This is a genomic window from Sphingomonas sp. BL-S-28 (assembly GCF_055521515.1).
Genome location: NZ_CM145484.1, coordinates 3,781,207 through 3,799,781, shown reverse-complemented (window position 1 = coordinate 3,799,781; position 18,575 = coordinate 3,781,207). Strand labels below are relative to the sequence as shown.

13 protein-coding genes are annotated in these 18,575 nt (G+C 64.8%); 7 read left to right on the top strand and 6 right to left on the bottom strand.

Annotated features, from left to right (window positions below; translation table 11 throughout):
• Positions 1-119: 119 nt before the first annotated feature.
• Positions 120-2,633 carry a TonB-dependent siderophore receptor gene (locus tag ACZ1JC_RS26310; protein WP_465137355.1) on the top strand — a complete coding sequence of 838 codons (2,514 nt, stop codon included), beginning with the start codon at positions 120-122 and terminating at the stop codon, positions 2,631-2,633.
• 66 nt (positions 2,634-2,699) lie between these two features.
• Entirely contained in the window at positions 2,700-3,806 is a 1,107-nt protein-coding gene (locus ACZ1JC_RS26305) for a purine nucleoside permease (protein ID WP_465137356.1), read from the top strand.
• Here the strand turns inward: ACZ1JC_RS26305 and ACZ1JC_RS26300 are convergent, their stop codons facing one another.
• Positions 3,807-4,694: a LysR family transcriptional regulator gene (locus ACZ1JC_RS26300; RefSeq protein WP_465137357.1), complete on the bottom strand. Its 888-nt coding sequence runs from the start codon at positions 4,692-4,694 to the stop codon at positions 3,807-3,809.
• A 112-nt stretch (positions 4,695-4,806) separates the two neighbouring features.
• Here ACZ1JC_RS26300 and ACZ1JC_RS26295 point away from each other — a divergent pair, with 112 nt between their 5' ends.
• Positions 4,807-5,967: an isovaleryl-CoA dehydrogenase gene (locus tag ACZ1JC_RS26295; RefSeq protein ID WP_465137358.1), complete on the top strand. Its 1,161-nt coding sequence runs from the start codon at positions 4,807-4,809 to the stop codon at positions 5,965-5,967.
• A 173-nt stretch (positions 5,968-6,140) separates the two neighbouring features.
• Here ACZ1JC_RS26295 and ACZ1JC_RS26290 read toward each other — a convergent pair whose 3' ends face one another.
• From ACZ1JC_RS26290 to ACZ1JC_RS26270, 5 genes are all read right to left on the bottom strand, one after another.
• The gene (locus ACZ1JC_RS26290) at positions 6,141-7,001 is read right to left on the bottom strand and encodes an acyl-CoA thioesterase (RefSeq protein ID WP_465137359.1); all 861 of its coding nucleotides are present in this window, start codon (positions 6,999-7,001) and stop codon (positions 6,141-6,143) included.
• On the bottom strand, positions 6,994-7,392 hold the full coding sequence (locus ACZ1JC_RS26285; protein ID WP_465138488.1) for a MerR family transcriptional regulator: 399 nt from the start codon (positions 7,390-7,392) through the stop codon (positions 6,994-6,996). Before ACZ1JC_RS26285 ends, ACZ1JC_RS26290 begins: the two co-directional genes overlap by 8 nt.
• 68 nt (positions 7,393-7,460) lie before the next feature.
• Complete coding sequence (locus tag ACZ1JC_RS26280; protein ID WP_465138489.1) at positions 7,461-9,107, bottom strand: long-chain-fatty-acid--CoA ligase; 1,647 nt, start codon at positions 9,105-9,107, stop codon at positions 7,461-7,463.
• Between the two features lie 86 nt (positions 9,108-9,193).
• Positions 9,194-10,492 carry an OmpP1/FadL family transporter gene (locus ACZ1JC_RS26275; RefSeq protein WP_465137360.1) on the bottom strand — a complete coding sequence of 433 codons (1,299 nt, stop codon included), beginning with the start codon at positions 10,490-10,492 and terminating at the stop codon, positions 9,194-9,196.
• 131 nt (positions 10,493-10,623) lie between these two features.
• A complete protein-coding gene (locus ACZ1JC_RS26270; RefSeq protein WP_465137361.1) occupies positions 10,624-11,070 on the bottom strand; it encodes a DUF2147 domain-containing protein in 447 nt (148 codons plus the stop codon).
• Between the two features lie 188 nt (positions 11,071-11,258).
• On the opposite strand from ACZ1JC_RS26270, the gene ACZ1JC_RS26265 reads away from it, so the two are divergent.
• The 4 genes from ACZ1JC_RS26265 (at position 11,259) to ACZ1JC_RS26250 (ending at position 18,574) form a co-directional block, all read left to right on the top strand.
• Positions 11,259-12,395 (top strand): thiolase family protein, encoded by a 1,137-nt coding sequence (locus ACZ1JC_RS26265; protein ID WP_465137362.1) that lies wholly within the window; start codon positions 11,259-11,261, stop codon positions 12,393-12,395.
• A complete protein-coding gene (locus ACZ1JC_RS26260; protein WP_465137363.1) occupies positions 12,392-14,719 on the top strand; it encodes a 3-hydroxyacyl-CoA dehydrogenase/enoyl-CoA hydratase family protein in 2,328 nt (775 codons plus the stop codon). The genes ACZ1JC_RS26265 and ACZ1JC_RS26260 overlap by 4 nt, the downstream gene beginning before the upstream one ends.
• 185 nt (positions 14,720-14,904) lie before the next feature.
• On the top strand, positions 14,905-16,695 hold the full coding sequence (locus ACZ1JC_RS26255; protein WP_465137364.1) for an acyl-CoA dehydrogenase C-terminal domain-containing protein: 1,791 nt from the start codon (positions 14,905-14,907) through the stop codon (positions 16,693-16,695).
• A gap of 139 nt (positions 16,696-16,834) precedes the next feature.
• Positions 16,835-18,574: a tannase/feruloyl esterase family alpha/beta hydrolase gene (locus tag ACZ1JC_RS26250; RefSeq protein WP_465137365.1), complete on the top strand. Its 1,740-nt coding sequence runs from the start codon at positions 16,835-16,837 to the stop codon at positions 18,572-18,574.
• Position 18,575: the final 1 nt, after the last annotated feature.

The following is an 18,575-nucleotide window of genomic DNA, read 5'->3' as shown; positions in this document are numbered from 1 at the left end:
CGCGCCACGCAAGGACGCGCCGCAACAAGAACAGCCCTTTGGGAGAGGAGGGACACACAAAAGCAATTCCGGCCCGCATCAGGGGTGCGCGGCGCTGGGGTTCAGGGGGTTTCGGCACGATGACCGCAACGAACAACAATGAGGTGCTTTTCCGCTCGGCCATGAAGTTCAGCCCGAAGAGGATCAGGGGGCGTCGGGGGGCCATTCTCGGCCTGACCGCCGCGCTGCTGTGCGGATCGGCGATCGCTTCGCCCGCCTTTGCCGCCGATTCGCCAGCGGCCGATCCCGCGCCGGCACCGGCCGAGGAACCTGCCCAGGACATCATCGTCACCGGATCGCTGGGCGCGCTTCCCGTGGCCGACGTCGGCTCGGTATTCGGATTCGACAAGACGCTGACCGAAACGCCGCGATCGGCATCGACGATCAGCAGCGAGCAGATCGAACGCTTCGGCATCAGCGACATCTACGATCTGGTCGCGCAGGCGCCGGGTACGTTCACCAACTCGTTCTTCGGGGTCGGCGGTGCGCTCGACATTCGCGGAACGCCGGGCGAAGTCTACTTCCGCGGCATGCGCCGTCTGGACAATCCGGGCAACTATCCGACGCCGATCGGCGCGTCGGACCGCATCGACATCGTGCGCGGCCCCGCCTCGCCGATCTATGGCCCGTCGAAGACCGGCGGCTACATGAACTTCGTGCCCAAGTCCGCGCGCGTGGCGGGCGGTTCCTATCTCTCCGAACCCGAAGGCGAAGTGACCTTTACCGGCGGGTCGTGGGAGAAAGCCGATCTCAAGGCCGAAATCCGCGGCCCCGGCAAGCTGGGCAGTCAGGAATTCGGCTATAGCCTGTTCGCGGAGGTCGAGGATTCGGGCAGCTACTACCGCAACATCTCCACCAAGAACACGGTGCTGCAGGCCGCCTTCGATACCGATTTTACGCCCAACTTGCGGCTGGAATTCGGCGGCATGTACCAGAACTACAAGGGCGTGCAGAATGGCGGCTGGAACCGCCTGACACAGGATCTGGTCGATAACGGCACCTATATCACCGGCGCCGCGCAGGCGGTCGATGCCAACGGTGATGGCCAGATTTCCGCCGGTGAGTTCAACGCCATCGGCAGCTTCGGCCCGTTCGGCGTTCCGGCAGCCTCGTTCACCGATGCCACGTTCAAGGATAATTACCCGTGGCTGGCGCTGACCAACACCGGCACCACGAAGCTCAGCCGCAAGGATGTGCTGGCGGGCAAGGACGACCGGCTCGATACCCGCTCGACCACGCTTTACGCCGACTTGATCTGGGATGGTGAGGATGACCTGCAGATCAAGAACCAGGCGTTCTACGACAGCTATGAGAACATCAACGAGAACGCTTACGGCTTCGCGCAATTCCACGATTCCTGGGTGTTCGAGGACAAGATCGTTCTCGCCAAGAAGTTCACCACCGATGTCGGCAAGTTCGCGTTCCAGGTCTCGCCCTCGATCCGCTACACCAAGTTCAAGCACGGTGACGATTTCGACTACGAATACTTCCACCGCGTCGACTTGACGGTGGGATACAATGCCTTGTCCGATCGCCTGCTCGCCACGGAATGCCCGTTCAGCACCGAGCCCGGCTACACGGCGGCGGACTGCGGTTATTCGAACTACGTCAGCGGCCACTACACCGACTATGCGATGGCCGGCCTTGCCGACCTCGATTTCGACTTCGGTCTCGATATCACGCTGGGCGGCCGGTACGACTACATCAAGGCCAAGTCGACCTACGATCCCACCAAGATGCTGGTCACCCCGGCGCTGGTTTCGGCCAGCAACAGCAAGGGCGCATGGTCATGGTCGGCCTCCGCCAACTACAAGCTGCCCTATGGCATCATCCCTTATGCGACCATCGCCCGCCAATCGACGGTGATCGCCGGGCAGGGCGCCGAACTCTACGCGGGCGACGTGGCGGCGGGCACCTTCGTCTCTGCCTCGAAGCTCTACGAAGGCGGTATCAAGGGCAGCTTCCTCGAAGACCGGCTCTATGCGGCGCTGTCGGTCTACAAGCAGAAGCGTACCGATTATAACATCCAGTCGATCACCGTGAACCAGTCGGTGGAGACCAAGGGGCTTGAGGCCGAGGCGCGCTGGTCGGTGAACAAGCACCTGCTGGTGACCGGCGGCTACACCCGCACCAAAGTCTACAACCTGACCGCGATCGAGGATGGTTCGCTATTCAGCTTCTTCGGTATCGAGGATCTGGTGAACGTCTCCGACCCGACGCTGTACCTCGGCGGTCAGCCGATCGGCCTCGTGCTGGTGGACAGCAAGGAGAAGTCACGCCGCGCCGGTATCCCGACCAACCTCTACTCGCTGACGGCAACGTATGCCTTCGACATGGGCCTCGCGCTCAGTGCCAGCGCGGTGAAGGTGGATTCGGTCTATTCCGGCCAGTCGCAGGCGGTGAAGCTGCCGGCCTATACCAAGGTCGACCTCTCGGCTTCGTATGACACCGGGCCGTGGCTGTTCCGCGTGGTGGTGAAGAACGCCACCAACGAACGCTACTTCCGGGCCAATTTCACCGAACTGTTCGGCTCCACCATCGTGCTGCCGGAAACCCCGCGCAGCTGGCAGGGCTCGATCGTCTACAAGTTCTGATTTTTCCTCTTCCGGGGGCGCTTCCCTACTGGCGCCCCCGGTACCTTTCTGCAGGCGCTGCTTTTGATGATGTTTTCGAAGACTTTTTCCGTGCTTGCCGCCGTTGCCGCCGCCTCTCTGGCCGCGCCGGCGCTTGCCGCTCCCGCCGTTCCCGACATTTCCACTTGCCTGCCCGGCAAGCCCTGTGCCGCGCCCCTGCCGGTGAAAGTGGTGGTCGTCTCGCTGTTCGAGATCGGCGCGGACGAGGGCGATACGGCGGGCGAATTCCAGCTCTGGAAAGAGCGCGCGCACCTTACCCAGCGCATTCCTTTCCCGCAGTCGTTTCATGACCTCTACTACAATCCGGAGACGCAGGTTCTGGGCATGGTGACCGGCGTCGGCACCGCGCGTTCCACGGCGGCGACGATGGCGCTGGGCCTCGATCCGCGCTTCGATCTGTCCAAGGCCTATTGGCTGGTGGCAGGCATTGCCGGGATCGACCCGCAGGATGCCTCGATCGGCTCGGCAGCGTGGGCGCGCTATGTGGTCGATGGCGATCTGGCGCACGAGATCGACGCGCGTGAAATCCCCAAGGACTGGAAGAGCGGCTACTTCCCACGCCACCTGAAAGGGCCGAACGACAAGACTACGCCGATCGATACCTCGGGCGGTGAAGTTTATGAGATCAACCCCAAGCTGGTCGGCTGGGCGTTCAATCTGACCAAGGACGTGAAGCTGCCCGACAGCGACGCGATCCGCACCGAACGCATGCGCTTCACCGGCTATCCCAATGCGCAGAAACCGCCTTTCGTGCTGGAAGGGGAGACGCTTTCGGCGATGACCTTCTGGCACGGCAAGCTGCTGACCGACTGGGCCAACGACTGGGTCCACTACTGGACGCAGGGCAAGGGCGAGTTTGTGACGTCCGCCATGGAAGACACCGGCGTGCTTCAGGCGATGACTTATCTCGACCGCATCGGCCGGGCGCAGAAGGACCGCGTGCTCGTGCTGCGCGCCGGCTCCAACTACACGATGCCGCCGCCGGGCGTGGATGCCGCGTCCTACCTGCTGCGTGAGAACGAGGGGTATGCCGGGCTCGAAGCCTCTGTGGAGAGCCTTTACGTTGTCGGCTCCAAGGTGGTCGATGCGTGGCTCAAGAATTGGGACACGTACAAGGAAACCCCGCCGGAATAATCAGGAACCGGGAAGGTTGGCGGCGATCGTCTCCAGTATCGCCGCCAGCTTTTCCGCTTCGTCCGCGCTTCCGGGATGGCCTGGGGCGCGGACGAAACCCAGGCGCCGCGTCAGGCCGAAATCCCTCACTTCGGCCGTCGCCGTCCCTTCCGGGGCCAGCGAGCGCGGCGCCACCGTTATGCCCAGGCCGGCCGCCACCATGCGCAGGCAGCGGTCCTCGTTCTCGCTGCGCAGGGCAAAGCGCGGGCGCACGCCGGCATCGGTGAAGAAGCGGCTGGTACGCTGCAACGCCTCGCAAGAGCGGCGGGCGATCATGATCTCGCTCGCCAGTTCGCCGGCCGCGATCTCGGCGGTTCCGACCAGCGGGTGGTTGCCCGCCATGACCACGACATAAGGCTCTTCCAGTAGGGGCGTGACGTCAGGCCCGGCTTCGCCGTTGCCCAGCAGGGTAAGCGCCAGCTGGATCTTGCCGCTGGCCAATTGGCTGCGCAGATCGTGGTCGTCACCCTCCACCAGTTCCACGCCGTAGTGCTCGGCCAGCTGCCCTGCCACGGCCTGCAGCATCGGGCCGGACACGGTGGGGATCACCCCCAGCTTCAGGTCCGGCCACTGTTGCAGGACGGGGTATTGCGACGATTTGGCGAACTGGTCGGCGCGGCGGAAGCCGGCTTCAAGGTCGCGGGCGATGGGCAGGAAGGCACCGCCGGGCTCGGTAAGGCGGACATGGCGCCGGTCCCGCACGAAGAGCGGGGATCCGACCAGACGCTCTAGTTCGGCGATGCTGGTGGAAACGGTGGGCTGGGTCACGTGCAGCCGCGCCGCTGCCTGCTTGAAGCTGCCGGAATCGGCGACGGCCAGAAAGTGCCGGATGTGCGCGCGCTTTATCATTGGTAAAATCTATTCAATGGGCGTGGAAGTTTCAATTTGTTTGCATCGGGGCGTTCCAGTAGTTTGCGCGCAAAGGCCGCACCGACGCGCCGTGGAATTTTGGGAAGACGACATGAAAGCCACCCCCGACTTCGATTTCGCGCTGGGTGAAAGCGCCGAGATGATCCGCGAAAGCGTCGCCCGCTTCGCCGACGAACAGATCGCGCCGCTGGCCGCCCGCATCGATGCCGAAGACTGGTTCCCGCGCGAACTCTGGCCCGCCATGGGCGAACTCGGCCTCCACGGCCTGACGGTCGAGGAAGAGTGGGGCGGCACCGGGCTCGGCTATCTGGAGCATGTGATCGCGGTGGAGGAAGTCAGCCGCGCTTCGGCTTCGGTGGGGCTGTCCTACGGCGCGCATTCGAACCTTTGCGTCAACCAGATCCGGCGCTGGGGCAATGATGCGCAGAAGGCGAAGTATCTGCCAAAGCTGGTTTCGGGCGAGCACGTTGGCAGCCTCGCCATGTCCGAGGTCGGCGCCGGGTCGGACGTCGTCAGCATGAAGCTGCGCGCCGATGTGGTAGAGGGCGGCTTCCGTCTCAACGGTACCAAGTTCTGGATTACCAACGGCACTTATGCCGATGTGCTGGTGGTCTACGCCAAGACCGATGCCGAGGCCGGATCGAAGGGCATCACCGCCTTCCTGATCGAGAAGGACATGCCCGGTTTCTCGATCGGCCAGAAGATCGACAAGATGGGCATGCGCGGCTCGCCCACGTGCGAACTCGTGTTCGACGATTGCTTCGTGCCGGCGGAAAACGTGATGGGCCCGCTGAACGGCGGGGTGAAAGTGCTGATGAGCGGCCTCGACTACGAGCGCGTGGTGCTTGCGGGGCTGCAGATCGGTATCATGCAGGCCTGCCTCGACACCGTGATCCCCTATGTGCGGGAACGTCGCCAGTTCGGCACCGCCATCGGCACGTTCCAGCTGATGCAGGCCAAAGTGGCGGACATGTACGTCGCGCTGCAATCGGCGCGGGCCTATGTCTATGCCGTGGCGCGGGCCTGCGATGCCGGGCAGACCACCCGCTTCGATGCGGCCGGGGCGATCCTGCTGGCCAGCGAGAACGCCTTCCGCGTCTCTGGCGAGGCGGTACAGGCGCTGGGCGGGGCGGGCTATACCAAGGACTGGCCGGTCGAGCGCTATCTGCGCGATGCCAAGCTGCTGGATATCGGCGCCGGTACGAACGAGATCCGGCGGATGCTGATCGGGCGCGAACTGATCGGGGCCTGAGGCCGCACGCCACTCAATCGCAACTCAATTCCCGTCATCCCCGCGAAGGCGGGGATCCCGCTTTTCTCTGCGCACGAGGCAAGAAGGAAGCGGGGCCCCCGCCTTCGCGGGGGCGACGAGTAATTTTTGAAGCGTGGTGAAATGGTCTGAGCGGCGGGATGATTCCCTCGCGCTTAGTCCTGCGGTTTCACCCGCAGCAGGCCTTCCTGCGCCACACTGGCCACCAAGGTCCCGTCGCGTGAGTAGATCGCGCCGCGTGCGAAGCCGCGGGCGTGGCCGGACCAGGGGCTGTCCATCGCGTAGAGCAGCCAGTCGTCGATCGGCGGGGTCTGGTGGAACCAGATCGCGTGGTCGAGGCTAGCGCCGGAGACGCCCGGCGAGAAGAAGCCCATGCCGTGCGGCATCAGCGCGGTGGAGATCAGCGCGAAGTCGCTGGCATAGGCCAGCACCACGCGCTGCATCACTGCGTCGTCACCCATCGGCGCGGCCATGCGGAACCACTGGCAGCGCAGCGGCAGGTCGCCCCGAGGACCACCCGGCGGCAGCGGCGGGCAGGGGCGGATGTCGAAGGCGGCCAGGCGTTCCAGCAGGAAGCCCGGAAGCTTCTGCCCGGCAGCGGCCAGCGCGGTCTTGAAGTCCGGGCACTGTTCGGGCGCGGGCACGCCCGGCATCGGCACCGCGTGCGCCAGCCCCTCTTCGGGCCGGTGGAACGAGGCGGCCAGATTCAGGATTGGCTTGCCGCCCTGCATGGCGACGACGCGGCGGTTGGAGAAGCTGTTGCCGTCGAAATCGGGCAGCACGCGGTAGATGATCGGCCGCCCGGCATCGCCGGCGCGCAGGAAATAGGCGTGGAGCGAGTGCGCCTGCCGGTCCGGTTCGATCCCGCGCGCAGCGGCGGCGAGCGCCTGAGCCACCACTTGCCCGCCATAGACGCGGCCCGGCTGTTCGGAAACGGCGGCACCGCGAAAGATTCCGGTATCGATTTCCTCTACGGAAAGCAGGCCGATCAAGTCGGCGACGGCGGCGTCACTCACCGGACGGCTTCTTCACGGGCTTGACCGGGGTTCCTTCCAGCCACGCGAGCGACTGGCGTTCGATGGAGAGCATTTCCTCCAGCGTCTGGTCGATCGCGGTGCGCTGCTGGCGCAGTTCCTCGATACGGTCGCGGATGCGGGAGAGCAGGGTGCGGATCTGCTCGTGATGCTCCGGGTCGACGTCGTAGAGGTCAAGGAATTCCTTGATCTCGCGGATCGAGAAACCCAGCCGCTTGCCGCGCAGGATCAGCTGCATCCGGCCCATCTCGCGCTTCGAATAGATGCGCGTGGTGCCGGCGCGGTGCGGGGCGATCAGGCCCTTGTCTTCGTAGAAGCGCAAGGTGCGCATCGTCACGCCCAGTTGCGTGGCGGCTTCCTGGATGCCCAGCATATCGGCGGAGCGACCGCTTTCGCCTCCGCCCTGCGGCCCGTCCCCGTCCAGCGCTGCCCCCATGCCGCTCATGCGGCCGGATCCGAAGCGGCGCGCTTGGCGGCCTCTTCCTCGACCAGTTCCTTCTTGGAAAGCTTGCCGACCAGCGTCTTGGGCAAAGTATCGCGGAATTCGATGGCGCTGGGCATTTCGATCTTGTTCAGCCGTTCGCGCAGGAATTCCATCAGTGTCGCCTCATCGAGCACGTCGCCCGGATGCAGTGCCACGAAGGCCTTGGGGCTCTGGCCGCGATAGGCGTCGGGAACGCCGATCACAATCGCCTCATGCACCAGCGGATGCTCGTAGAGCGCATCTTCGATCACGCGCGGATAGACGTTATAGCCACCGCACAGGATCATGTCCTTGATGCGGTCCACCAGGAACAGATAGCCGTCATCGTCCAGATAGCCGATGTCGCCGGTGCGCAGGGCGCCGAAGATGAAGGTCTTTTCCGATTCCTCGGGCCGGTTCCAATAGCCGGACATGACCTGCGGGCCACGCGCGCAGACTTCGCCGCGCTCACCGGGACCAAGCACCTTATGCGTGTTGTCCGGATCGCGGATCTCCAGCACGGTGCCGGGGAAGGCGGGGCCGCAGGAATTGTCCTTCACCAGACCTTCCAGCGGGTTGCAGGCGATGATGGGGGAGGCTTCGGACAGGCCGTAGCCTTCCACTACGCGTACGCCGGTGCGCTGTTCGAAGCGCTGGCGCACTTCCAGCGGCAGCGGCGCGCCGCCGGAGATGCAGACGCGCACCTGATCGAACTCGCCATGGAGTTCCTGCTTGTTGAGCGCGGTGTAGAGCGTCGGCACGCCGAAGAACTGCGTGGGCTTGGTGCGCTTGGCAGTCGCCAGGAACGACTTCATCTCGAAGCGCGGTAGCAGGATCATCTCGGCAGCGGTGTCGACCGAGTAGTTGAGCACCGTGGTCAGCGCGAAGACGTGGAATAGGGGGAGGACACCAAGAGTGCGCTCCTGCTGTTCGGGCATGTGGCCGACGTGCGCGATCATCTGCGCGGAATTGGCCGCGAGGTTCGCGTGGGTCAGCATCGCGCCCTTGGGCACGCCGGTGGTGCCGCCGGTGTACTGCAGCACGGCAAGGTCGGAAGGCGAGCGCTCCACGGGATCGGGATCGGCATTGCGCGCGATCAGATCGGCAAAGCGCAGGAAGCGCAGGTCGTGCGGCTCATGCGCGATGTCCTTGCGCTTCAGCAGGCGATAGGCGCGCCCCTTGAACTTGGGCAGGGCATCGGCGATCGGGCAGACCACCACGCGCTTCAGCGCGCCGCCGCAGCTGGTGGAGCCGACCAGCGGCTCGATCTTCGGCAGCGACAGCGCCAGGTCGGAGGCGATGATGATTTCGGCACCCGAATCCTTCACCAGATGCGCCATCTCGCGCTCGGTATAGAGCGGGTTGAAGTTCACCACGATCCCGCCGATGCGCAGGATTGCGAAGTAGCAGACCACGTAATAGGGCGTGTTCGGCAGGCAGAGCCCGACGCGCGTGCCCTTTACGACGCCAAGGTCCTGAAGGCCCCGCGCGGCACGCCGCGCGAGGTCTCCGACTTCGGCATAGGACCACTTGCGGCCCATGAAGTCGATCGCCGGCCAGGTGCCGTGGGCTTCCACGGCGTGGTCCAGCAGATCGGTAAGCAAGCGCGGCGAGATTGGCGGCATTTCATCCGCAACGTGGGAGGAGAGGGGCGTTTCCAAAATACCTCCATTCACGGGAGAGTTGTCGTCAATCGTCGCCGCAGTGCTCATTAGAAGCTCACCCGTGCGCCGAGCGAGAAGACCATCGCGTAGGCGTCCTGAAGCGAACCGTTGGTCAGGATCGGGGTCTGCACCGCGGTACCGGCATAGGCGGCGGTGATGCGGTCGATCGGGGCATCCTTGAACGTGATGTACGAGGCGGCCGCGTCGATCGCGATCTTGCTGGTCATGTTGTAGGTGGTACCGGCCGAGAAGTTCCAGCGGTTGCTGTCCGGAACGCGCGCGTCACGGTTGCCGTCGCTGGTCGGGGTTTCGCCGTACTGCACGCCGCCGCGCACCGTCCACTTCGGGCTGACGTCGTAATCAAGGCCGACCGCGTAGGAGAAGCCGTCCTTGTAGTTTTCGGGAAGCGACTGGTTGATCGGCGCGCCAAGGGTGATCGCGTTGAACTTGCTCCAGCCATAGGCCACGACCTGGCCGTTCACCGTCAGCTGCTTGGTGGCCTTCACGCGGGCCGACATGATCGCCTGCCAAGGGGTGGAGAACTCTGCCGTGGCGTCCAGCGAACGGTTCTGCGCGGCGAGCGGGCCGAGCAGGCCGTCGATGGTCAGCGAACCGTCAAGCTTGTGCTTGATCGCCGACTTGTAGGCGACGCCGATCGAGGCGGGGCCGTTGTGGTACTGGGCGCCGACCGACCAGCCCACATCCCAGCCGCTGCCCTTCAGTTGCTGGTGACCATCGGCCAGAAGCGGCGAAAGGTTGGGCAGGTAGTTGCCGAGCGTGGCGTCGACATGCTCGACGTTCACTGCCGCGCCGACATAGAGGCCTTCCACCGGCTGGAAAGCGACGCTGGGCTGGATGTCGATGGTGCGCAGCTTGGTCTTGTCCGCCGAATAGCGGGCCCAGCTGTCGGCATCGTAGTTGGTGGTGAACGAGTAGGGCGAGGTGACGGTCAGGCCGAAGGCGACCTTGCCGAAGCCATAAGCGATGGAGCCCGAGGGCAGCACGCCGTTATCGATCGGGTTCTTGGCAACCGGGTTGCCGCCCACCGAAGTGGCTGCCTGGCCGGGGCGCTTGATCAGCGTGCCATCGTCCACGACCTTGCCCTTGGGGATGATTACGCTGGCATGCACCGATGCCTGGCCGCCTTCGAGGCCGCCGATCGATGCCGGGTTCCACCAGAGCGAATCGACGCCGGTATCGGCGGCTTCACCCGAAAAAGCGCGGCCCTGTGCGCGCACCGACTGTTCCTGCAGATAAAAAGCCTGGGCATGGGCAGCGCCGGCAAAACCCAGCGCCATGGCCGAAGCGGTGCCCGCCAGCAGGATACGGCCCGAAATCTTTTTCATTTTCATCTCCCTAAATCTTGTCCCTGAATGTTCTCGATGATCGGACTACCGCGCATCAGGGGGCGTGCGGGCAGTCTCATTCCCTGTCAGAATCGGTCACTCCGGAAATGGCTCCCGGCACTTGCCGAATTTCAGGGAATACGCTTCCAGGTCTGCGTCTTGCACAGCGGCCAGACGATGCAGCCCTTCAGCTTGAGCGTGTTGGCGTCCACCGGCGTGATCGTCGCCTTGTAGGTGCCGCCGTCTTCGGGATTGTAGATCTGGCCTTCAACCCACTCGTTACCCTGGCGCTTGAAGCCGCCAACCATCTGCATGCCCTTGAGCTTGCGGCTGCGCTGGCTGGTGTCCTTGTTGTTCACGTCGCGGATGTCGGGATTGGCCTTGATGCCATCCGAATCGACGATGTGTCCGCAGACCGATTCGCCGCAGCGGCTGAGTTCGATGACGCCGTGCTTGGAAGGGGTCATCCACTTGCCGACAACCTGGTCGGCACTGGCCGCCAGAACGGGACTAGTGCCCAGAATTACGGGCATGACGGCGGCAACCAGTGCCGTCCCCACGGGTTTCCAAAGTCTCATGTGCGACCTTTCCATCAACTCTCCATCGAGCACCTTCTGTACCCCAGGGTTTGCGCCCATAAGGTGAGGTGTCGCATTCTCGTAACCGAAAATTTGCTTGACGTATAGGGAAAGAATTGCACCCTTAGGGAAGAACGGTGACGCCCCCCGATCGGTGGTGGGGCGTGAGGCTCCGACGGAGAGAATGCATGAAGAGTGTCGTGATCGCGGGTTATGCCCGCTCGCCCTTCCATCTGGCGAACAAGGGCGCTCTTGCCCGCGTCCGTCCCGACGATCTTGCCGCCCAGGTGATTCGCGGCCTGATCTCCAAGACCGGCGTGGAAGCTGCTGATATCGAAGACGTTGTCGTCGGCTGCGCGTTCCCGGAAGGCGAGCAGGGCTTCAACATCGCGCGCCTCGTGGCGCTGCTGGCGGACCTGCCGATCTCGGTCGGCGGCATGACCGTGAACCGTTTCTGCGGCTCCTCGATGAGCTCGATCCACTATGCCATGGGCCAGATCGCCATCGGCGCGGGCGAAGTGTTCGTCTGCGCGGGCGTCGAATCGATGAGCCGCGTGCCGATGATGGGCTTCAATCCGCTGCCGAACCCGGAACTGGCCAAGCGCAGCGCTGCCTACATGTCGATGGGCGAAACGGCCGAGAACGTCGCCACCAAGTACCAGATTTCGCGCGCCGAACAGGAAGCGCTTGCCGTCTCCAGCCAGCAGAAGGCTTCGGCTGCACGTGACGCCGGCAAGCTGACCGACGAAATCGTGCCGATCCAGACCAAGGCCGGCCTCGTCAGCGAAGACGGCACCATCCGCGGCGAAACCACCGCAGAGGGCCTTGCCGGCCTGAAGCCCGCATTCGATGCGGCCGGTTCGGTGACTGCCGGCACGTCCTCTCCGCTGACCGACGGCGCCAGCGCCGTGCTCGTCACCACCGAGGATTATGCCCGCGCCCACGGCTTGCCGATCCTCGCCCGCATCAAGTCGGTCGCGATTTCGGGCTGCGCGCCGGAAACCATGGGCCTTGGCCCGATCATTTCGAGCCAGAAGGCGCTTGAGCGCGCGGGCATCGCTGCCGGCGATCTCGACGTGGTGGAACTGAACGAAGCCTTCGCCTCGCAGGCGCTGGCCTGCATCAAGGACCTCGGCCTCGACGTCGCCAAGGTGAACATCGACGGCGGCGCGATCGCCATCGGCCACCCGCTGGGCGCCACCGGTGCGCGCATCGTCGGCAAGGCGGCCTCGCTGCTGAAGCGCGAAGGCGGCAAGTATGCGCTCGCCAGCCAGTGCATCGGCGGCGGTCAGGGCATCGCCACGATCCTGGAGTCGGTGGAATGAGCGACAACACGATCAAAAAGGTCTGCGTGATCGGCGCCGGCACCATGGGTGCCGGGATCGCCGCTCAGGTCGCCAATGCCGGCGTGCCGGTGCTGCTGCTCGACATCGTTCCCAACGACGCCACCAATCGTAACGTGGTGGCCGAAGGCGCGGTGGCGAAGATGCTCAAGACCGAGCCTGCGCCGTTCATGAGCAAGTCGGCCGCCAAGCTGGTCGAGACCGGCAACATCGAAGACCATCTCGACAAAGTCGCCGAGTGCGACTGGGTGATCGAGGCGGTGATCGAGCGTCTGGATATCAAGCAGGGCCTCTACGCCAAGCTGGAAGCGGTGAAGCGCGACGGTACCGCCGTTTCGTCGAACACCTCGACGATCCCGCTCGCCAATCTGGTCGAAGGGCGTTCGGACGCGTTCAAGCGCGACTTCCTGATCACGCACTTCTTCAACCCGCCGCGCTACATGCGCCTGCTGGAGATCGTTACCGGTGCTGCGACCGACGCCGGCGTTGCCGCCAAGGTCGAGCAGTTTGCCGACATTTCGCTGGGCAAGACGGTGGTCAAGGCCAAGGATACGCCGGGCTTCATCGCCAACCGTATCGGCACTTACTGGATCCAGCTTGGCCTCAACGCCGCGTTCGACATGGGGATCACTGTCGAACTGGCCGACGCCATTGCCGGAAAGCCGATGGGCGTGCCCAAGACCGGCATCTTCGGCCTTGTCGATCTGGTCGGCATCGATCTGATGCCGCACCTGCAGGCCAGCCTCACCTCGACGCTGCCCGCAGGCGACCTCTACCACGGCATCGCCCGCGACATTCCGCTGATCAACAAGATGATCGGCGAAGGCTACACCGGCCGCAAGGGCAAGGGCGGCTTCTACCGCCTCAACAAGGAGGCCGGTCGCCGCAAGGAAACCATCGACCTCCAGACCGGCGAATACCGTCCGACGATTACCGCACAGGGCCCACGCGGCGCGGCTGCCAAGGGCGACCTCAAGGCACTGGTCGAAAGCAAGGGCGATATCGGCGCCTACGCATGGGCCGTGCTCGGCGCCACGCTGGCCTATGCCGCCAGCCTCGTACCCTCGGCCGCGGATGACGTGGTTGCCGTCGATGACGCGATGAAGCTGGGCTACAACTGGAAGGCCGGCCCGTTCGAGATGATCGACAAGCTCGGCGCCAAGTATCTTGCCGAACGCCTCGCCGCCGAAGGCAAGGCGGTGCCGGAGATCCTGACCGTGGCGGGAGACCGCACGTTCTACCGGATCGAGAACGGCAAGCGCCAGTTCCTCGGCCTTGACGGCGAATACCGCGACATCGTTCGCCCCGAAGGCGTGATGCGCCTTGCCGACGTGAAGCTTGCGTCCAAGCCGATCCTCAAGAACGCCTCGGCGGCGCTCTGGGACATTGGCGATGGCGTCGTCTGCCTTGAATTCACCGGCAAGATGAACGCGCTCGACGGCGAAGTCATGAAGCTGATCGGGCAGGCCATCCCGCTGGTGGCGGCGCAGTACAAGGCGCTCGTCGTCTACAACGATGCCGATACCTTCTCGGCCGGCGCCAACCTCGGCCTCGCGCTCTTTGCGGTGAACATTGCGGCTTGGGGTGAGATCGAAAAGCTCGTGGCCGGTGGCCAGCTCGCCTACAAGGGCCTGAAGTACGCTCCGTTCCCCGTCGTCGGCGCGCCTGCCGGCATGGCGCTGGGCGGCGGCTGCGAGATCCTGCTGCACTGCGACGCGATCCAGGCCTATGCCGAGCTCTACTGCGGCCTTGTGGAATGCGGCGTCGGCCTCGTTCCGGGCTGGGGCGGCAATGGCGAGATGATCGACCGCTGGCGCAAGGCTCCGGGCATGCCCAAGGGCCCGATGCCGGCGGTGGCCAAGGTGTTCGAGATGGTTTCGACCGCGCAAGTCTCCAAGTCTGCCCAGCAGGCGCGTGAGATGATGATCCTGCGCAAGGATGACGGTATCTCGATGAACCGCGATCGCCTGCTCTACGACGCCAAGCAGAAGGCGCTGTCGCTGGTGGAAGGTTACACCCCGCCCGAAGCGCCCGAATTCAAGCTGCCCGGCGCCGGTGGCCGCACGGCGCTTGGCCTTGCGGTGGAAGGCTTCCACAAGCGCGGCATGGCGACCGACTACGACGTGGTCGTCTCCGGCGTGCTGGCCGATGTGCTGACCGGCGGCGAGTTCGACCTCGTCGATACGGTGAGCGAGGGCGAACTGCTCAAGCTGGAACGCGATGCCTTCATGGGCCGCCTGCGCGACGACCGCTCGGTCGCCCGCGTCGAGCACATGCTCGAAACCGGCAAGCCGCTTCGCAACTGATGCCGCGTAACCGATAGAACTGAGAAAGGATCGCGACGTCGCCGAAACCCCCCTCGTCGTCCCCCGTAGGCGGGGACCCCGCTTTTTTCTTCTGGCGGTGTGCCTGCCGCAAGAAGCGGGATCCCCGCCTGCGCGGGGATGACGAGTAAGGAAGGGCTGGCGTCTCGACCCGCGAGGAGAGTGACATGCAAGTCTACGAAGCGCCCCTGCGCGACATGAAGTTCGTGCTCCACGAACTCCACAACGATGACGGCTTCGGCAATCTCGAAGCCCTGGCCGAATTCACGCCCGACCTTGTCGACGCGGTGCTGGAAGAGGCTGCCAAGGTGGCGCAGGAAGTGCTGCTGCCGCTGAACCGCAGCGGCGACATCGAGGGCTGCACGCTGGAAAACGGCGTGGTCCGCACCCCCAAGGGCTTCAAGGAAGCCTACGACATGTTCCGCGAAGGCGGCTGGTGCGCGCTGGCGTCCGATCCCGAATGGGGCGGTCAGGGCCTGCCCGAAGCGCTGAACAAGTTGACCGAGGAGATGATCTGCTCCTCCAACCTGTCGTTCAGCCTCTATCCCGGCCTCACCCACGGCGCGACCACCGCGATCGAGGGCTATGCCAGCGACGCGCTGAAGCAGGCCTACCTGCCCAAGATGGTCGAGGGTACGTGGTCGGGCACGATGTGCCTTACCGAACCGCACTGCGGCACCGACCTTGGCATGCTGCGCACCAAGGCCGTCCCTCAGGGTGACGACAGCTACAAGATCTCCGGCGCGAAGATCTTCATTTCGGCAGGCGAGCATGACCTGACCGAGAACATCATCCACCTCGTCCTCGCGCGGCTTCCCGATGCGCCGGAAGGCGTGAAGGGGATTAGCCTGTTCCTGGTGCCGAAGTACCTGCCCAAGGAAGACGGCACGCCGGGCCCGTCCAACGGCGTTTCGGTCGCGGCGATCGAGCACAAGATGGGCCTCAAGGCCTCTGCCACGTGCCAGCTCAACTTCGACGATTCGATCGGCTGGCTGGTCGGCACCGCGAACAAGGGCATGGAAGCCATGTTCAAGATGATGAACACCGAACGCGTTTCGGTGGGCATCCAGGGCCTTGGCGTAGGTGAAGCCGCCTATCAGTCGGCCGTGTGGTACGCCAAGGAACGCGTGCAGGGCCGATCGCTGTCGGGCGTGAAGAACCCCAAGGGTCCGGCCGATCCGATCATCGTCCACCCGGACGTGCGCCGCATGCTGATGACCGCGCGTGCCTATAACGAAGGCAGCCGCGCCGTCGGCGCATGGGTCAGCCGCGCGCTCGATGCCGAAAAGCACGCGACCGATCCGGCCGTGAAGGCCCGCGCGGAAGACTTCATTGCGCTGATGACCCCGGTGGTGAAGGCGCTCTTCACCGACTTCGGTTATGAAAGCGCGAACCTGGCCGTGCAGGTCTATGGCGGCCACGGCTACATCGCCGAAAGCGGCGTGGAACAGTTCGTGCGCGATGCCCGCATCGCCATGATCTACGAAGGCACCAACGGCATTCAGGCGCTCGACCTTGTCGGCCGCAAGATGCCCGCGCATGCCGGCCGCTATCTACGCTCGTTCTTCCACCCGGTTTCGGACTTCATCGAGGCGAACAAGGCGGACGAGACTTTCGGCAAGATGATCGAAGGGCTGGAAAAGGCCTTCGGCGCGCTGCAGCTTTCGACCGGCACGATTGCCCAGAAGGGCATGAAGGATCCCGAGGAAGCCGGCGCCGCCGCGACCGACTACCTGCGTCTGCTGGGCCTTGTCGCCATGGGCTACACCTTTGCCAAGGCGGCACTGATCGCCAAGGCCAAGCTGGACGAAGGCACCGAAGATGCGGCGTTCTACACCGCCAAGATCGCCACTGCGCGGTTCTTCTTCGACCGTCTGCTGCCGCAGGCGACCGCCGCGTTCCTGGCGATCAAGTCGGGCAAGGCTTCGATGATGGCGCTGGACGTCGACATGTTCTGATTCAGGTCAGGTCCGGCGGCAGCGCGAAGTTCGCTGAATTTTCGGTTGCCGCCGGCCGGCTAATTTCATTTAAGTCTCCCAACGGGGGGGACGGGATGCCCAGGCGTCCCGTCCCCTTCGTCGTTGTGTGGGAGACACCATGGCGCGCGTGTGGGATCGAATGGTTGGCCTGCTGGCTGGCCTGTTTGCCGTTTTGGCGCTGGCAAGCTGTTCGGGCATGGGCGACGCGCCTGCGGCCACGACTCGCAATCGCGGCCCGGCCGATTTGGCCGCTGTGGCCCCGGTGGTCACTTGCGCCTCGCTGACCGGCACGGACCTGACCGCGATCGGCGGCGCCGGCAGCCGGATTACCGAAGCGAGCGAAACCACCAGCGACGGCATCGCCGTCTGCTCCGTGAAGGGCACTTTGGCTCCGGCGGTCAATTTCCATGTGTTGCTGCCGCTGAAGACCTGGACGCAGCGCTACCTGCAAGTCGGCTGCGGCGGGCTGTGCGGCACGATCACGCTGCGCTCCGGCGCGTCGGACGGGTGCAAGGTGCTGAACGATGGCGGCTTCGTCATGGCGGCCACCGACATGGGCCACTCTATGGCCGAAAGCGACGGCGCCTGGGGGCTGGATCCGCAGCGCCGCGCCGATTTCGCGTGGCGCGCGCAGCACATCACCTCTCAGGCCGCCAAGGCGCTGATCCGCACGTTCTACGGGCAGGAAGTGCGCTATTCCTACTTCAACGGCTGTTCGGACGGCGGCCGAGAAGCGCTGATGGAGGCGCAGCGCTTTCCCGACGATTTCGACGGCGTGATCGCCGGCGCCCCGGCCATGCTCTTCACCGTGCAGAACACGCTTTACCACGGCTGGATGGCGCGTTCGAACATGGATGCGGCGGGCAATCCGATCCTCTTGGCGGACCGTCTGCCGATCCTGCACAAGGCAGTGATCGCCGCCTGCGACCGCAACGATGGCGTGGTGGACGGGCTGATCTCGCTGCCCGCCGCCTGCCGTTTCGACATGGACAGCGTCACCTGCGAACCGGGCGCGACTGATACCTCCACCTGCCTGACCCAGGCCGAGGCCGATGTCGCCCGCAAGTTCTATGAAGGCCCGCGCGATCCCAAGACTCATGCGTTCCTGACCGCTGGACAGCCGCTTTACGGATCCGAACTGGAATGGCCCGGCGTCTTCGTGCCGGGGCAGGGCGGGCGGATGATGAGCCCGATGGTGGTGCCACCGGTCATGCGCTACCTCGCCTTTGCGGAGCCGCGCCCCGATACGACGCTGGCCGATCTGGAATTCACGCGCGAAACGCTGGCTGCGCTCTATGCCCGCCACCACTTGTTCGACGCAACGAACCCGGATCTCGGCGCCTTTGCGGCCAAGGGGCACAAGCTGATCCTCTGGCACGGCCTTGCCGACCAGCACATCGCGCCCGCCGTGACCGTGTCCTACCAGAAGGCGATGCTCTCGACGATGGGCGGGCGGACGGTGAACGGGTTCGAGCGGCTCTACCTGCTGCCGGGCGTCGGCCACTGTGGCGGCGGCGAAGGGCTGGCGAGCATCGACCTGCTGACCGCGATGATGGTCTGGGTGGAAAGCGGACACGCGCCGGAAGCACTGATGACCGGCACCACCCGCCATCGCAGCAACTTCGGCCAGCCGCAGGGCATTGCCGGGAACGCGGCGGGCGCACCTGTTGAACCGGCATCGGACCGGCCGGAAATGACGCGCCCGGTCTATCCCTGGCCCGCCGTCGCCAGCCACACCGGGCTTGCCAGCTATACCGACGCCGCCAGCTGGACGCGCAGCGCATCCACCCATGTGGTGGCGACGCGCGACTGGCAGGGCACCGATCTCTTCGCGCCTTACGTTTTCGTCGATCAGTAAC

Excerpts from the sequence above, each read along its gene's own strand:
- ACZ1JC_RS26280 (WP_465138489.1), bottom strand. The coding sequence starts at position 9,107 with ATGCCGCCAATCTCGCCGCGCTTGCTTACCGATCTGCTGGACCACGCC.
- ACZ1JC_RS26250 (WP_465137365.1), top strand. The coding sequence starts at position 16,835 with ATGGCGCGCGTGTGGGATCGAATGGTTGGCCTGCTGGCTGGCCTGTTT.
- ACZ1JC_RS26285 (WP_465138488.1), bottom strand. The coding sequence starts at position 7,392 with ATGCTGGGCATCCAGGAAGCCGCCACGCAACTGGGCGTGACGATGCGC.
- ACZ1JC_RS26305 (WP_465137356.1), top strand. The coding sequence starts at position 2,700 with ATGATGTTTTCGAAGACTTTTTCCGTGCTTGCCGCCGTTGCCGCCGCC.
- ACZ1JC_RS26260 (WP_465137363.1), top strand. The coding sequence starts at position 12,392 with ATGAGCGACAACACGATCAAAAAGGTCTGCGTGATCGGCGCCGGCACC.
- ACZ1JC_RS26300 (WP_465137357.1), bottom strand. The coding sequence starts at position 4,694 with ATGATAAAGCGCGCGCACATCCGGCACTTTCTGGCCGTCGCCGATTCC.
- ACZ1JC_RS26255 (WP_465137364.1), top strand. The coding sequence starts at position 14,905 with ATGCAAGTCTACGAAGCGCCCCTGCGCGACATGAAGTTCGTGCTCCAC.
- ACZ1JC_RS26275 (WP_465137360.1), bottom strand. The coding sequence starts at position 10,492 with ATGAAAAAGATTTCGGGCCGTATCCTGCTGGCGGGCACCGCTTCGGCC.
- ACZ1JC_RS26265 (WP_465137362.1), top strand. The coding sequence starts at position 11,259 with ATGAAGAGTGTCGTGATCGCGGGTTATGCCCGCTCGCCCTTCCATCTG.
- ACZ1JC_RS26310 (WP_465137355.1), top strand. The coding sequence starts at position 120 with ATGACCGCAACGAACAACAATGAGGTGCTTTTCCGCTCGGCCATGAAG.
- ACZ1JC_RS26270 (WP_465137361.1), bottom strand. The coding sequence starts at position 11,070 with ATGAGACTTTGGAAACCCGTGGGGACGGCACTGGTTGCCGCCGTCATG.
- ACZ1JC_RS26295 (WP_465137358.1), top strand. The coding sequence starts at position 4,807 with ATGAAAGCCACCCCCGACTTCGATTTCGCGCTGGGTGAAAGCGCCGAG.